The sequence below is a fragment of the Streptomyces sp. 11x1 genome, from assembly GCF_032598905.1.
Classification (GTDB): Bacteria; Actinomycetota; Actinomycetes; order Streptomycetales; family Streptomycetaceae; genus Streptomyces.
This window is the reverse complement of sequence record NZ_CP122458.1, coordinates 6,602,797-6,616,178: the sequence shown is the minus strand read 5'-3', so window position 1 is coordinate 6,616,178 and position 13,382 is coordinate 6,602,797. Positions and strand designations below refer to the sequence as shown.

17 protein-coding genes are annotated in these 13,382 nt (G+C 64.2%); 13 read left to right on the top strand and 4 right to left on the bottom strand.

The window, feature by feature from the left end; translation table 11 throughout:
* Window positions 1–23 precede the first annotated feature (23 nt).
* From P8T65_RS29060 to P8T65_RS29045, 4 genes are all read left to right on the top strand, one after another.
* On the top strand, window positions 24–1,034 hold the full coding sequence (locus P8T65_RS29060) for an SEC-C domain-containing protein (protein ID WP_316728137.1): 1,011 nt from the start codon (window positions 24–26) through the stop codon (window positions 1,032–1,034).
* A 502-nt stretch (window positions 1,035–1,536) separates the two neighbouring features.
* Window positions 1,537–2,508, top strand: a complete 972-nt coding sequence (locus P8T65_RS29055) for a NaeI family type II restriction endonuclease (RefSeq protein ID WP_316728136.1) — start codon at window positions 1,537–1,539, stop codon at window positions 2,506–2,508.
* Between the two features lie 49 nt (window positions 2,509–2,557).
* Window positions 2,558–3,532 (top strand): hypothetical protein, encoded by a 975-nt coding sequence (locus P8T65_RS29050; protein ID WP_316728135.1) that lies wholly within the window; start codon window positions 2,558–2,560, stop codon window positions 3,530–3,532.
* 20 nt (window positions 3,533–3,552) lie between these two features.
* Complete coding sequence (locus tag P8T65_RS29045) at window positions 3,553–4,023, top strand: very short patch repair endonuclease (protein WP_316728134.1); 471 nt, start codon at window positions 3,553–3,555, stop codon at window positions 4,021–4,023.
* Window positions 4,024–4,027: 4 nt separating this feature from the next.
* Here P8T65_RS29045 and P8T65_RS29040 read toward each other — a convergent pair whose 3' ends face one another.
* Window positions 4,028–5,251 (bottom strand): DNA (cytosine-5-)-methyltransferase, encoded by a 1,224-nt coding sequence (locus tag P8T65_RS29040; protein ID WP_316728133.1) that lies wholly within the window; start codon window positions 5,249–5,251, stop codon window positions 4,028–4,030.
* A 161-nt stretch (window positions 5,252–5,412) separates the two neighbouring features.
* Between P8T65_RS29040 and P8T65_RS29035 the strand changes: the two genes are divergently transcribed.
* On the top strand, window positions 5,413–6,162 hold the full coding sequence (locus tag P8T65_RS29035) for an HNH endonuclease (RefSeq protein WP_316728132.1): 750 nt from the start codon (window positions 5,413–5,415) through the stop codon (window positions 6,160–6,162).
* Here P8T65_RS29035 and P8T65_RS29030 read toward each other — a convergent pair.
* A complete protein-coding gene (locus P8T65_RS29030; RefSeq protein ID WP_316728131.1) occupies window positions 6,159–6,791 on the bottom strand; it encodes an ATP-binding protein in 633 nt (210 codons plus the stop codon). The genes P8T65_RS29035 and P8T65_RS29030 overlap by 4 nt on opposite strands.
* A gap of 215 nt (window positions 6,792–7,006) precedes the next feature.
* Between P8T65_RS29030 and P8T65_RS29025 the strand changes: the two genes are divergently transcribed.
* The 8 genes from P8T65_RS29025 (at window position 7,007) to P8T65_RS28990 (ending at window position 12,506) form a co-directional block, all read left to right on the top strand.
* Entirely contained in the window at window positions 7,007–7,852 is an 846-nt protein-coding gene (locus tag P8T65_RS29025) for a helix-turn-helix transcriptional regulator (protein ID WP_316728130.1), read from the top strand.
* Window positions 7,853–8,047 carry a DUF397 domain-containing protein gene (locus P8T65_RS29020; protein ID WP_316728129.1) on the top strand — a complete coding sequence of 65 codons (195 nt, stop codon included), beginning with the start codon at window positions 7,853–7,855 and terminating at the stop codon, window positions 8,045–8,047.
* A gap of 433 nt (window positions 8,048–8,480) precedes the next feature.
* Complete coding sequence (locus tag P8T65_RS29015) at window positions 8,481–8,747, top strand: hypothetical protein (RefSeq protein ID WP_316728128.1); 267 nt, start codon at window positions 8,481–8,483, stop codon at window positions 8,745–8,747.
* On the top strand, window positions 8,716–9,249 hold the full coding sequence (locus P8T65_RS29010; RefSeq protein ID WP_316728127.1) for a DUF6879 family protein: 534 nt from the start codon (window positions 8,716–8,718) through the stop codon (window positions 9,247–9,249). The genes P8T65_RS29015 and P8T65_RS29010 overlap by 32 nt, the downstream gene beginning before the upstream one ends.
* A gap of 14 nt (window positions 9,250–9,263) precedes the next feature.
* Window positions 9,264–10,112 (top strand): helix-turn-helix transcriptional regulator, encoded by an 849-nt coding sequence (locus P8T65_RS29005; RefSeq protein WP_316728126.1) that lies wholly within the window; start codon window positions 9,264–9,266, stop codon window positions 10,110–10,112.
* Window positions 10,113–10,382: 270 nt separating this feature from the next.
* Complete coding sequence (locus P8T65_RS29000) at window positions 10,383–11,435, top strand: radical SAM protein (protein WP_399103244.1); 1,053 nt, start codon at window positions 10,383–10,385, stop codon at window positions 11,433–11,435.
* Window positions 11,436–11,444: 9 nt separating this feature from the next.
* Entirely contained in the window at window positions 11,445–11,990 is a 546-nt protein-coding gene (locus tag P8T65_RS28995) for a CYTH domain-containing protein (protein ID WP_316728124.1), read from the top strand.
* A gap of 81 nt (window positions 11,991–12,071) precedes the next feature.
* Entirely contained in the window at window positions 12,072–12,506 is a 435-nt protein-coding gene (locus tag P8T65_RS28990) for a DUF4240 domain-containing protein (protein WP_316728123.1), read from the top strand.
* A 30-nt stretch (window positions 12,507–12,536) separates the two neighbouring features.
* Here P8T65_RS28990 and P8T65_RS28985 read toward each other — a convergent pair whose 3' ends face one another.
* Entirely contained in the window at window positions 12,537–12,896 is a 360-nt protein-coding gene (locus P8T65_RS28985; protein WP_316728122.1) for a hypothetical protein, read from the bottom strand.
* Window positions 12,893–13,372, bottom strand: a complete 480-nt coding sequence (locus tag P8T65_RS28980; RefSeq protein WP_316728121.1) for a hypothetical protein — start codon at window positions 13,370–13,372, stop codon at window positions 12,893–12,895. The genes P8T65_RS28985 and P8T65_RS28980 overlap by 4 nt, the downstream gene beginning before the upstream one ends.
* Between the last annotated feature and the right edge of the window lie 10 nt (window positions 13,373–13,382).

Genomic DNA, 13,382 nt, shown 5'->3' with positions numbered 1-13,382 from the left:
CCATCGGCAGTACGGTGTCGTCCATGCGCCCCGACACGCCTGCCGAGAACGTCGACCACACCGCCGAAGCGGCACGCCTGGAGCGGACCGCCGACCTCTACCCGGAGGACACCGAGCACCTGCTCCTGCAGGCCGCGGCCCACCGGGAACTGGCCGGCGACCGCCCCACCGCGACAGCCCTCTACGACCGCCTGCTGTCGTCGTCCGCCCCTCTCGACAACCCCCACCTGGTACGCGCCCTCAAGGCCTCCAACCTCTGGGAGTACGGCCACGAGGCCGAGGCCCGCGCGATCATCGACGGAGTCCGCGCGGCCGCCCCGCGCGACCCGGCCCCGTGGGTGATCGTCGCCGAGGCCCTGGAGGCCCACGACGAGCTGGAGGCGGCCCAGGACACCTTCACCGCAGCCGTGACCCTCCTCCTGACGGACGTGGCGGAGCCCCCGTACTCCACCCGCCCCCTCCTCTTCGGCCGCCACCGGGTCCGCCGCATGCTGGGCGCGACGCACGACAACTGGGACGCCGTGGCGGACACCCTCCACTCGTCCTCGATCTCCCTGGACGAACTCCACGACCCGAAACGCGTCTGGTCCCTGGGCTCGGACAACCCGGCGGAACTCCAGGCCGAGATCTCCCGCCTACGAGCAGAACTGGGCGCCTACCGCGAAGCCCTGTCCCGCCCCTTCCCGGTGGCGGTCCTGCACTGGCCGGCCCCGGAACTGGCGGAACTGGTGGGCGCGTACCCGGGCCTGACCGCGGAGTACCCCTCGCACGAGGAGCACCTGGCGACGATAGAGGCCTCGCTGCGGGAGCTGGCGACCTCCGGCACGCCGAACCTGGGCATCGTGACGGGCACGGTCCCGTCGTACGAGGCGTTCGCGGCGTCGGAGAGCGCATCCCCGGACGACGTGACCCTGCTGCCGCAGTACGCCACGACGCTGGCGGCGCGGGGGTTGGCAGTCTCGTGGCCCCCACAGAGGGGAAGCGCGTGCTGGTGCGGTTCGGGGCGGGCGTATGAGGGGTGTCACGGGGCATAGCCGCGAACCACGCACGGGCGCGACCGAACCACCCGCTACTCACGGCAAGCCGCTGAGCCGACCCGCCCTGCATGCGAGACGAGCACGCGCCCACAACCCGGCCGACCTCCACCTGAACTCGGCCGGGCCACCCACCCTCCCGGGCCGCTCGCTCGTTTCTCTCCCAGTGATTCCGCGGCCCGGGTCAAGGGTGGCCCGCAGGGCCATCGCCGAAGGCGACGCGCAGCGCCCTTGAGGCGGGCCGCGGAATCACGACACTGCCAAAGAAGCGAGTGGCCCTACGGCCACTGCGGAGCAGGCAGCAAGAGAAGGCACGGGCAAGCCCAGCAGCACCGCCGCCTGCCCACCAGGGTCTGCTCGCTTGGAGGGGCACCTCGGTGTCCTACCTTTGCAGTACGGTCAGACTGATCGTCTGAGTCTGAGAGGCTCGCCTCTCATCAACAAGCCAGAGCGGCTTGCCCAACAGCGCCGCGATTCAGCTCAGTTCACCCAGGGGGATTGCTTGCTGCCATTCGACGATATCCATGCTGCACAGAACCTCGTCGTAACCGAGGAGCTGAAGCGTGACACTGAGCTCCTCGCGGTGCATGCGGAGTTGCTGGATATGGATCCCTTTGGCGAACGATTTGCCAGCGTGCTCCGGGACACCATTGATCAGTTGCTGAACGGCGAGATCACAGGTCGCTACGATTGGGCAAATCTGAACAAGACCGAGAGAACCCATGCCGGCACCTTGGTCGAGATCAACCTGCAACGCGAGTTCAGGTTCGCCGATGGCCAGGCCATGGATTACAGAATCAGCGGCATCGAAGTGGACTGCAAGTATTCTCAAAAGTTCAGCGGCTGGATGATCCCACCGGAGGCGATAGGACACCTTTGCCTCCTTGTCTGGGCTGACGACTACCAGAGCAGATGGAGCGCTGGCCTGTTCCGGGTAAGAGAAGAATGGCTAAACCTGGGCAGAAATCGCGATGCAAAGCTCACCGTGAAAGCCGAACACCGCAACAAGATTCTCTGGCTATGGCGAGACTTCGACCTCCCGGAAAACGTTCTTCTCCATATGCACCCAGCTGACCGTGCTGCCGTCTTTGCACAGAAGTCCGGGCAGCAACGACTCAACGAGTTGTTCCGACGGGTGCAGGGAAGGGGAATAGGCCGCAACGTCGTGCGCACAGTCGCACAACAAAAAGACTACATGAAGCGCGTTCGCGGTAACGGAGGTTCTCGCTCAGCACTCAGACCTGAAGGCATAATCATTATGGGCGACTACGACAGCCACCGAGCTGTGGCAGAGCAACTTGGACTCACCCCTCCCCGCGAGGGCGAGTTCGTGAGTGTACGCGTGGCCTCGGTGCAAGCAGGTCAGAATGTGAAGCCCTACGTGTACCTGGATGGCCGACACTGGGCAGTCGCCAATGATTACGACCCTGCCGAAATGGCCCCAAACCTACCGGCAACCACAGCTCGTCCTTAGCAAGCCAACGCCAAGGCGATTTGATAGTCACCTGCCCGGAAAGCATTCCATGCCTCTCGAACCCACTCACAAAGCCCTGATTGAAAGTTATCTAGAGGACCCGGAAGCAATTAGTGCGATTTTTCTCGGACTATGCTGGAATGAATCCATTCTCGCCAGCGAAGCACGACTGGATCTACATCCAAATGAATCGCTATCAGATGCCAGCCTGCGTCACAAACTGGGCTGGAATCCAGCTTGGCTAACAGAAGCCGGGTTTACTGCCTATGACTCGGCAGGGACCGCACTTGAGGAAGAAAGTCACACTCAAGGACAGATGCATTGGGATCCCCCCGTGCGAACTCATCGGCTAGATGACAAGGTAAAAGACACAGCTACCGGCCACAGTAAGCGGCGGCGAATCGGCGGAGAAATCGCAGTTCTTTCACTATGGACGCATGTCGTGACCAGCCGGAATGTAAGCATCGAGAGACCATGCAAGCTGGACAGGAACCTGCGCGGGGCTCGCTTCCGGGACCTGTTGATTCACTTTCTTAGCAAAAGCCTGCCGACCGGTTGGCAGGTGCGGCATGAGGTTCCTCTCACCCATATCCGAGGGCTTCATATGCGTCGTGATGTAGGCGACCGCAAAAGCGACATCCTGATCATCGACGAAGGTGGCCGCCTAGTCGCTGCCCTGTCGTCCAAGTGGACGTGGCGCTCCGACCGCGGTACTGAGGCCGCTCAGATGGTGCCGCTCACCCGCTACAGACCTGACGTGCCTTATGCGATGGCAACAGCCGAGTTCCCCCGGGCAGCAGGCGTTGCGCGCGAGAGCATTGAAGATCGCACCTATCACATCTGCCCTGGTTGGGTTGGATCGTGGATGGCAGTGAACGAGCTTGCCGCCGACGCTTCGGCACTGGCACGCTGGCCGGACTTGGCTGCCCTGAAGCAAGAAGGCATCAACCGGGCTCAAACGCTCGCACTCAACGGACTAGATGTCCTGGTCAAAGATCTCAGGAACAGCGGCGACATCCTGTAGCCGAGACGGGAGAACTTCAGATGTCCGAAGACCCGTGGGAGCCACCCAGCGGCTCCTGGGCATCGTCCGCTGCTCGCCGCCGCAATATGCAGGCCATCCGCAGCCGGGATACCACGCCTGAACGACTGATCCGGCAGCTTATCCACGCGCAAGGCCTCCGCTACCGGGTAGCGGCCCGACCGCTACCCAAGCTTCGTCGGACGGCAGACATGGTCTTCCGTCCGACGAAGGTTGCCGTGTTCATTGACGGTTGCTACTGGCATGGCTGTCCAGAACACTACGTCCCGCCGAAAACCAACCAGGGCTACTGGTCAGACAAGGTTGCCCGGAACATGGCCAGAGACCGGGACACCGACCAGCGGCTAATGGAGGCCGGCTGGACGGTGCTCCGGTTCTGGGAGCACGAATCGTCTTCAGAGTGTGCGGCGCAGATCGCGGCAGAAGTAGCAATGCGTCGCGCTGAAGCACGCCGGGGCAAGAAGAGCGGGTAGTAGATCAGCCCTTCTTGCTGTCCCGCTCACGCGCTGCCCTCAAGACATCTGCAATCGATTGACCTACCACCTTGGCGACCGGGGGCGGGAAAGCGTTGCCCACCTGCCGGTACTGTGCAGTCTTGCCGCCCGCGAACTGCCACTCTGGCGGGAAGCCTTGGATGATTGCAGCCTGCTGCACAGTGAGCATTGGCCCGTCCGGACCGAAAAGGTCCCGATCCTCACTTTTCTTTTTCTTGCACGTCTCCGGATCGTTAGCAACGCCCAGGCCACTGACGCCGAGTTGCTTCCACGCTGCCTTCGCACGGCTTGGGCCAAGATCGGCTCCTCCGTGCTTCTTCGAGCCACCGACCAACGTGGGCGCGATACCGCCACCCTTTTCGCGAAGCGCTTCGTGACGCAGCCGAGCTGTATCAAGCCAGCGCTCGTACGCCTTGCGGGCTCGGTCGGCATCCGCACCCTTGAAGTACGGCTGATACCGGGCTTTCATGGATTCTTCAAGTGCCTTGGCAACGCTGACGTGTTCGTCGTGAGTGGCGGCGGGCCACTCATACTTAACGTCTTTCAGGACGTCGCTGCGGAATGCAACGAGGATGGCACGAGGGCGAAGCTGCGGAACTCCGAAGTCGCTGGCCTCCAAGACGTCCCACTCACACACCTTGTAGCCAAGACCCTCTTCCCAGACCATCTGACCGTCGTCGCCCCGGTACCATCCGCCCTGGAGCTTCGCTTCGATCCAGCCACGGTAGTCTTCGAACTTTGGGTCCTTGATCCCGCGCACATTCTCGATCATCACAGCCCGTGGATTGAGCTTCTCGACGAGGTCCAACATCTTCGGGAACAAGTCGCGCTCGTCATCCTTGCCAAGCTGCTTACCAGCATGCGAGAAGGGCGGGCAAGGGACGCCGCCGGCCAAGAGATCGAGCCCTCGGCGCTGGAACAGTTCCTTGCTCTTCTTGAGATGCTTGTCCCGCTCGAAGTCATTGACGTCCGTCGGCGGCAGAACGTCACAGTTCTCTCTCTCCCAAACCCACCCAGGATGAGACTCAACGTTCGCCTTCAGCGTCGCAGCCGCGTACGCGTCGATCTCTACCAAGGCTAGGTGGCCAAACCCGGCCTGGTGCAGCCCGATAGCCTGCCCCCCTGCTCCTGCACAGATCTCGATCGAGGTGAACTCGGGCTCCTCGATCTCCTCCGCAGAGCGCTCGGGTCCATTCACGTGGGTCATGCCCCCTCCTTGCAGCCGTACAGCGGCAGACACATCTTGCAATCCACCATCACTGAGGGTGACAGACCCCACTGACAACGCGACCTGCCCCAGTGTGCAGCACGGCCGACTGATCGCTTAACGCACCCTCCGCCGCAGCGAACACTCATACGATATTCTTCATGCGAAGCCCTGCGTGGACTGAGGATGAACTTGTACTGGCCGGCGCGCTCGTCGTGAAGAACGGCTGGCGTGAGCTGCGGACTGGCGACCAGAAGGTGCATGAGCTGTCCGAGCTGCTCCGCTCGCTGCCGCTGCACAGTCCAGAAGCACGCGCGCTGCCCGAATTCCGGTCGCCGGACAGCGTCAGCCGCAAGACCAGCGACTTCGCCACGAACTACCAGTCTTATTCCGGCAAGGGCACCAAGGGCGGCGAGGGTACCCTTCGGATGATCAAGGCGTTCACTGAGCGTGAAGCTGAGATGCTCCAGGCGGCCGAGGCCATCGTGGAAAGCATGGGCTCGGGCGAACTTCAGCTTCTCCCACAGCAGCCCGATGAGGTTGACGACGACGGGTTGACCGCCATCGAGGGACGGCTGTTGGTCCGCCGGGCACTCGTCCGCGAACGGGATCGGAAGCTGCGCAAACTGAAGATCCAGCAGGTCCTCAACAGCGGCGAGCCGTTGCGGTGCGAGGTCTGCCTCTTCGACTTCGCCCGTATCTACGGCAGTATTGGCGAGGGCTTCATCGAAGTGCATCACGTCACCCCCCTCTACATTTCGGGCACCCGGAAAACAAGACTCGACGACCTTGCTTGCCTGTGCGCCAACTGCCACCGCATGTGCCACACGAGCCGACCAGGAGAATCCTGGCGCACTCCCGACGACCTCCGGGACGAGATACGGAAGGCCGCACAGCTCGGGACCCACTAGGCAGCGTCCGCTTCGGCTTCGTAGCACGTCTGAGCGAGATCAAGGACGTCGTCCGGATCACAGCCTAGGGACGTGGTCCAGTGGAGGAGGTCTGCGATCAGCTCGACGGCTGACTCCTCAAGTCCGGCCGACTTCCGGCCACCCGGCGTGATCGCTCGCCCGCGTACTCGCCGATAGCCCGACAACGCGGCGACGGCTCGCGCGATACGGCGACAGTAATGAGCGGGGTCAAGAAGAACCTCGCACCATACTGCCTTGCCCCCGGCCGTGTGTTCCGTACCCCAGTCCAGAGCAAGGGCCGCCAACAGGTGAAGGCCACGACCACACTCCGCTGCGCAGTCCAAGCCTCTGGGGGACGGGACCACACGGCTCTTGTCGTGAACCTCTAGGCGGAGCCGCTCACTCCTCGTCTCAAGGATCAAGGTCGCCGACGCACCGTCCCCGACGTGTTTGAGAACATTCGTCGCCAACTCCGTGACCAACAGCGCCACTTCCTCGACATTTCCTTCCATACCCCACCGCTTGAGCTGCGCGGTAGCTGCCTTACGGAGCAGAGATACCTCCGTCGGCGCCGCCTCAAAGGGCAGCACGCATCGAAGCTGAGGTTCGGTGACTTCGTAGCCGGGCACGGCCACTCCTCCCTCTCAGGCCACACAGGCGCTGCACCAGCCGTACTCAGACGGCTGCACTGCGTAGCGGTCTGCGAGAAGCATGGCACAGAGAAATCTCTCTATGTAACTTCTCACGCGTATCTATCGAGTGAACCGGCTGGTACTTCAAGCCCGGCGCTGCCTAGCCTGCTTGCGTTCCCGGACAGCCGTCCGAACTGACGCAGAGGAGCACGATGTCCGTCCGGACCACGACCCGCCGCCGCCAACTGGGCGCGATGTTGAGGAAGTTGCGAGCCAGGAAGGGGCTAACCCTTGAGGAGGCAGGGCGACTGGTGGGTGTGTCCAAAGCCACGGTCAGCCGGTACGAGACTCAAGCAGGTCCGGTCCGGTGGATCGTGGTTGAGGCGTTGTGCCGCGAGTACGAGGCCGCAGAGGACGAGCGAAAGGCCGTCGTGAATCTCGCCAAGGACGCCAAGCAGCAGGGCTGGTGGAGCTCCTTCGCTGACTCCATCCCGGAGAGCATGAACCTTCTCCTCACCCTTGAGGACGAGGCAGTTCATGAGAATCACTTCTCCTGCGTGTACGTCCCCGGTCTCTTGCAAACGCGTGCCTACAACACAGCACTTCAGAAGGCTAACGAAGTGCCTCTGGAGCCGGAGGAGATCGAGCGGCTCGTCGACATCCGCATGAAGCGGCAGGAGATCCTCAGACGCCCGAAGCCGCCTCGCCTCTGGGCCATCCTCGACGAGTCAGTGATCCGCCGGGTCGTTGGCTCACCGGAAACGATGAAACAGCAGCTCAGTCGGCTGCTTGAAGCGAACGAGTCTCCTCACATCACCCTCCAGGTGCTGCCATTCTCCAAGGGAGCACATGCGGCCGCTCTCGGAAGCTTCGTAACTTTCGGAGGCAGGGAGCCGGCCCTCGACGTCGTGTACGTGGACTTCCACACCGGGTCCCTCTTCCTGGAGAAGGAGGAGGAACTGGAGCGTTACCGACTTGCGTTCGAGTACCTCCGGGCACAAGCGTTGGACATGGAGGCTTCCTCCTCCCTGATCCATCGGATCCGTAAGGAGCTTTGAATGCCAGTCCCCCCGGCCGATCCGGAACGTGCATGGTTCAAGTCGTCCTATAGCGGAGCAAACACAACTGAGTGCCTAGAGGCTGCTTTCGTCCCGGCTGGCGTACTGATACGGGACTCCAAACGGCCAGACTTCGCTCACCTCACGGTGTCGACGAAGGCTTGGGGCAGGTTCGTGGCTGCCGCACTGAAGTGAACCCGTTGCGGCAGCCAGCTGTTCGCTCGCGCCGGTGCTGTGCACCCTCGAACCCGACCTAGCAGGTGTGGCTCGCACACCCGACAGACCCTCGCCTCAGCCCCAGTCCCCCGACGCGCAAACTAGCTAGTGACACTAACGGGAGACGCTCCGCGTCCCCATGCGCCGCCCCGCTGGAGGTCGGCACCCTCCCGGGGGGCATGCCGTTCACTCCACCGCGGCCTGTCGGGCTGAGGCACTTGTGGCGGGAGATGGGCGCCGGTAGCCATGCGCGATGCCGTGCGCAATGAGCAGTTGTTTCAGGGCTACCGCAGCTCAGGATGACGCAATTAGGCCATAATTCCTCGACTCGCCCTGAGCTCTTGACGTTCGTAGCCTTCTTCGAAAACGTCTCACGCAAGAATGCGCAACCTACTTGATCCGGGAGGGCACCATGGACCTACAGTTCATCGGGATCGACCCGAACACGGGGGGCGAGGGGTCGCCGACGGTGTGGGTGGAGGATGAGACGGCTGACCTGGTGCTCCAGGGTGTCAGGGCCGACGAAGTGCTGGAGGCGCTGGTCAGCGGTACGGAGTGGGTCGTCGGTCACGCGGTGGGGATTCCTGCTCATGAGACGGTGATCCGAATCCCCGCCCGCATGGTGCCGATTCTGAGGGAGGCGTGCGATGTCGCAGAGCGGCGTGCCGAGCTTCGCTGAGCTGCTGGCGGGTGCGCGTTGCAGCGCGGTGCATCTGGAGATGCGCGACGCGTACGGAGTCGGTGACGAGGCCGCGGAGTTCGAGGAGTTCAAGCGCACCGGGCAGGTCCACCTCGACCCGACGGCGCGCTGGTGGCCCAGTTGGCTGGGCCTCGTACGGGAGGCCGTGGGTCGTGGCGTGGTGATGCGCCGGGCCAGAATCGTTTCCGAGCCCGTGACGGACTACATCCGCTGGGAGCACGCCGCCACTGCTCTGAATGTCGAGGCAGGCGAACGGGTGCGCTGGCTGCCCCGTCGGCAGGCTGTGGACCTCGCCCTGCCGGGGGCCGACTTCTGGCTGATCGATGACCGTCTGGTGCAGTTCAACATCTTTACCGGAGACGGCGACTGGGCAGATCCGCCCAAGGAGTTCAGCGAGGACCCCGCAGTGGTCAAGCTGTGCTCCAACGCGTTCGAGGCCGTATGGGAGCGGGCCGTCGACCACGCGAAGTACACCGTCTGAGCCCCTGCCGCCCCATGCCCGCCTCCCCTTCGTCCAGCGCTCAAGCGGCCCGCGAGGCGCTCGCCGTGCGCCTGACGCACCTGCGCAAAGACGCCGGCCTCACCGGGAAGGAGCTGTCGGCCCGGTGCGGCTGGCACCCAGCGAAGACCACGCGCATCCAGAAGGCCGAGGTGCAGCCCACCGACGCGGACATCCGCGCTTGGTGCGCCGCTTGTGACGCCGCCGGCCAGGCCGACGATCTGATCGCCACGGCCCGTGCCGTCGACTCGATGTACGTGGAGTGGCGGAGGCGCCACCAGACCGGTATGCGCAAGACCCAAGAGGGCTTCTTCGACCTCTACGCGCAGACGGCCGTCACTCGCGCCTACGTCTCCAACGTGGTACCTGGCTTCTTCCAGACACCTGCTTACGCCACAGCCCTGATGGAGGCCATCACCGACTTTCAGGGCACCCCCAACGACGTCTCCGAGGCGGTCGCCGCCCGCGTCGCCCGAAGCCGGTTTCTCTACGAGGGCGGACACCGGTTCGTCGTACTCATGGAGGAAAGCGTGCTGCGCTATCGCGTCGGAGACGCCGAGACGATGACCGGCCAGCTGAGGCATCTGTTGACTGTGATGCCGCTCCCCTCGGTCTCCCTGGGCGTCATCCCCTTCACAGTTCAAAGGACCATGTGGCCTCTGGAAGCGTTCTACCTCCACGACGGCACACGCAGCGTCGTGGAAACTCTCACAGCCGAGATCAACGTGGTCCAGCCGCGCGAACTCACCGACTACCGCACGGCATTCGGGGAGCTGATGAAGATGGCGGTCCACGGCAACGCGGCACGGTCCCTGATCAACACCGCGATCGACTCCCTCGGATGACGCTTCGCAACTTCCCGCAATCTCATTGAGGCCATACTCCGGCCTTCCTTAGGGTCGTTGGCGTCACAAGGCCGCCCTCGGGCCCGGGATGGCACGCCCCAACCCCCGTCACGCCACGACAGGCGAATGTGCCGGCCGCCTCTGCCGTACTGCCCAAACCAGGCAGGCACGGACGCTCCAACCGCCACGTCTCCGACGAAGGAGTTGCACGTCGTGTTCGAGCATCGCGCCCTGACCGGCATCAGAGACCACGTCCCCGTCAGGGTCACCATGGACCGCACTCTGCGGGTGAAGGTCATCGACGCCTGCGGGATGACCTGTACGTTCTGCCACAACGAGGGCACGCCGGTGGCCGCCGACAACCATGCTCAGGTCGCCGGCGAGTTCGGTGCCGTCGGCCGTTCCGAACGTGTCTCCATCTACCTCGCGACCAATGGAGCACGCTTCACGGCAGCGCCCGTCTTCCCTGACGAGACGTTCCGCACTGCGTTGCGGGAGCTCCGTGACGCCTTGGGGTTCGAGGAGGTTCATCTGACAGGGGGCGAACCGACGCTGCATCCCAAGCTCCCCGCGATCGTGGCCCTGGCCAGGGAGGAGGGGTACAGCGTGGGGGTCACCTCCAACGGCGAGAACGGCGCCAGGATTCTTCCTGGCTGCGCGCAGGCCGGGTTGGACCGGATCAACTTCTCGGTCTTCGGCACCACACCGGAGGAACTGGCGCAGGTGCAGAACGTGCGGTACAAGTCGGCCTCCCTGGCGAGACGCAAGATCGAAGCCCTGGAGCAGTCGATCAAGGTGGCGGCTGACGAAGGAATCGATGTGCGTGCCAATGTGGTGGTGCCCGACCACAGTCACGTCGAGCGCGTACACCGTCTTCTCGATCGATACACCCCACATGTCTCGTTACGGGTCCTGTCCTCGCTTGCGGACGGCGTCGTGTCCTTGGACGCCATCAACCAGCTACTCGTCGACCTCCGAGCCGTGCCGCAGGAAATCCATCTCATCGCCGGAGCATCAGGGTTCCGCGTCTCGTACCGGCTGCCCGACGGGAGGTTGATCAAGGCCAAGCACATTCGTCAGGTACGTCTGCCGGAGACGTGCGCGAGTTGTCGCTTCAACAACCCGACCGACTGCCAGGAGGGCTACTACGGGGTCCGCCTCTACCGAGACGCCAAAGGGACCTTCCACGTAGGAGTCTGCATTCAGCGCATGGACCTGTGTCTGCCCTTGGACCAGTTCCTGGACAGTGCCGTCTGCAGCGAGATCACCAAGATGCGCGAGCAGGAGTTCCACGACCTGACGCGTAGAAGCTGTCATGTGTGAAGGAGAACCGTGCCGCAACACGAGTACGAGGCGAAGTTCCTGAAGATCGACGTGCAGGCCACTGTCGGCGCGTTGCGTGCCGCCGGGGCCGAACAGGTCTTCCCCAGGACCATGTTCACCCGCCTGATCTTCGAGAATGACGCTGTGCAGGGGGAACAGTGGCTGCGGCTGCGGGACGAGGGCGGCAGGACCACACTCACCCTGAAGCAGGTCACCGACGCCACGCACATCAACGGAACCACCGAGATCGAGATCGAGGTCGACGACCTGGCCAAGACCGCGGAGCTGCTCGCGGCGCTCGGTCTGCGGCAGGTCCGCTATCAGCAGAACTACCGCGAGGAATGGCAGCTGGACGGCGTCACCTACGACTTCGACACCTGGCCGGAGCTGGATACCTTCCTGGAGATCGAGGGTTCTTCCGAGGCGGCGGTGCGGGGCGCCGTAGCGGCTCTGGGCCTGGACTACGCCCACGCCCGCTTCGGCAGCATCGATCTGATCTACAAGAGCGAACTGGGGCGGGACATTCTCGCCGAGCCGAACCTCCTCTTCAGGTGATGTCCAGTCCGGCGTCCTGAGTAGTGAGCGGACGCCATCGCCGAGGCTCGGGTGTCAGTGGTGTGCCTCATGCTCCAGCGCATGGATGAGAACACCTTCTGGCAGTTCATCGACGAGCGCCGGCCCGAGGGGCCCGACCCCGATGCCGAGGTCCTTGCGGACGCGTTGGTGGGGCGGCTTGTGGGTGAGCCTGTTTCGGTCGTGGTGGGGTTCGCGGAGCAGTTGGCGTGGGCTCTCTATCGGCTGGATCGGAAGGAGTTCGGGGACGATCTCTCCGGTGACGGCTTTCTCTACACGCGCGCGGCTGTCGTGGCCGAGGGGCGTGACGTCTACGAGGCTGTGCTGCGGGATCCGGCACGCTTCGTCCCGTACGCCACGGAACTCGTCTGGGCGGAGCCGCTGCTCTACGTGCCGGATCTGGCGTACGAGTGGATCACCGGCCGGGAGTGGGACCGGGGGACCCGGTACTCCTACGAGACCGGGTCGAACGCGGAGGGGTGGGGCCGGGAGGGGTGAGGGTAGTCGGGCCGGCTGGGCCCGTCGGGGTCAGCGTCGGTCCGTGGCTCTCGGGTGCCCGGTGTCGGCGAAGGTGATCCAGCACGTGTCGTTCGCTGTGTCCAGGAGGTACCAGACGCGGCCTCCGCCGGTCACCTCGATCTGCCACTGCTCGCAGGTCTGCCCTCGATGGGTGCCGTGTGCCAAGGCGCCCTTGAGTCGATGGTGCCGGGGTGTCTCGATGGTCGGCCTCGGGGTGGTGCGCATGGTGATCCGGGCGCGGTAGGTGTTCTCGCGGGCCTGTTGCGCGAGGCTCTCCCAGCCCTTGGCCGACGCCGCGTCCGCGAAGCGGACTTCCCAGTGCCCGTGGGGCGTCGGTGGGGCGGCGCGGTCTCCGCGGCCCCCGGTCATGCGATGTTCCTGGGGTCGGGTACCGGGCCGTAGTCCTCGGAGTGGTGCCGGGTCAGCGCGGCCAGGAGTTCCGCGTCGGAGTAGACCTCCGCGGTGTGCTGCCAGGCGATGAGCAGCTGGGCGACGGAGGCGCTGTTGCCCACCGAGTCGGCGGCCCGCATGGTGTCGACCAGTTCGACGGCGAAGGCGTGGAGATCGGGCTCGGACAGGAAACGGACCCAGGGGAACGCCTCCGGCAGTATGTCGAGGAGCAGTTCCATGCTGCCGGGCTCCCGGCGAGCCATCGCGGCCAGCATCCGAGTCGCCGCGGACACCACCGTCTGGTCCTGCTCCGCCCGCGCCGCGGTGGTGAGGACCAGATCTTCCCCGTCCCGGCGGTGCAGGAGCAGTCTCGGCGATTCCTGGAGCCGAGCGAGTGTCTGCTTGTTCTTGTTCACCAGCTCGGAGAAGTTCACGGCGGCGCTCTCGGTACCCATGACTTTGAAA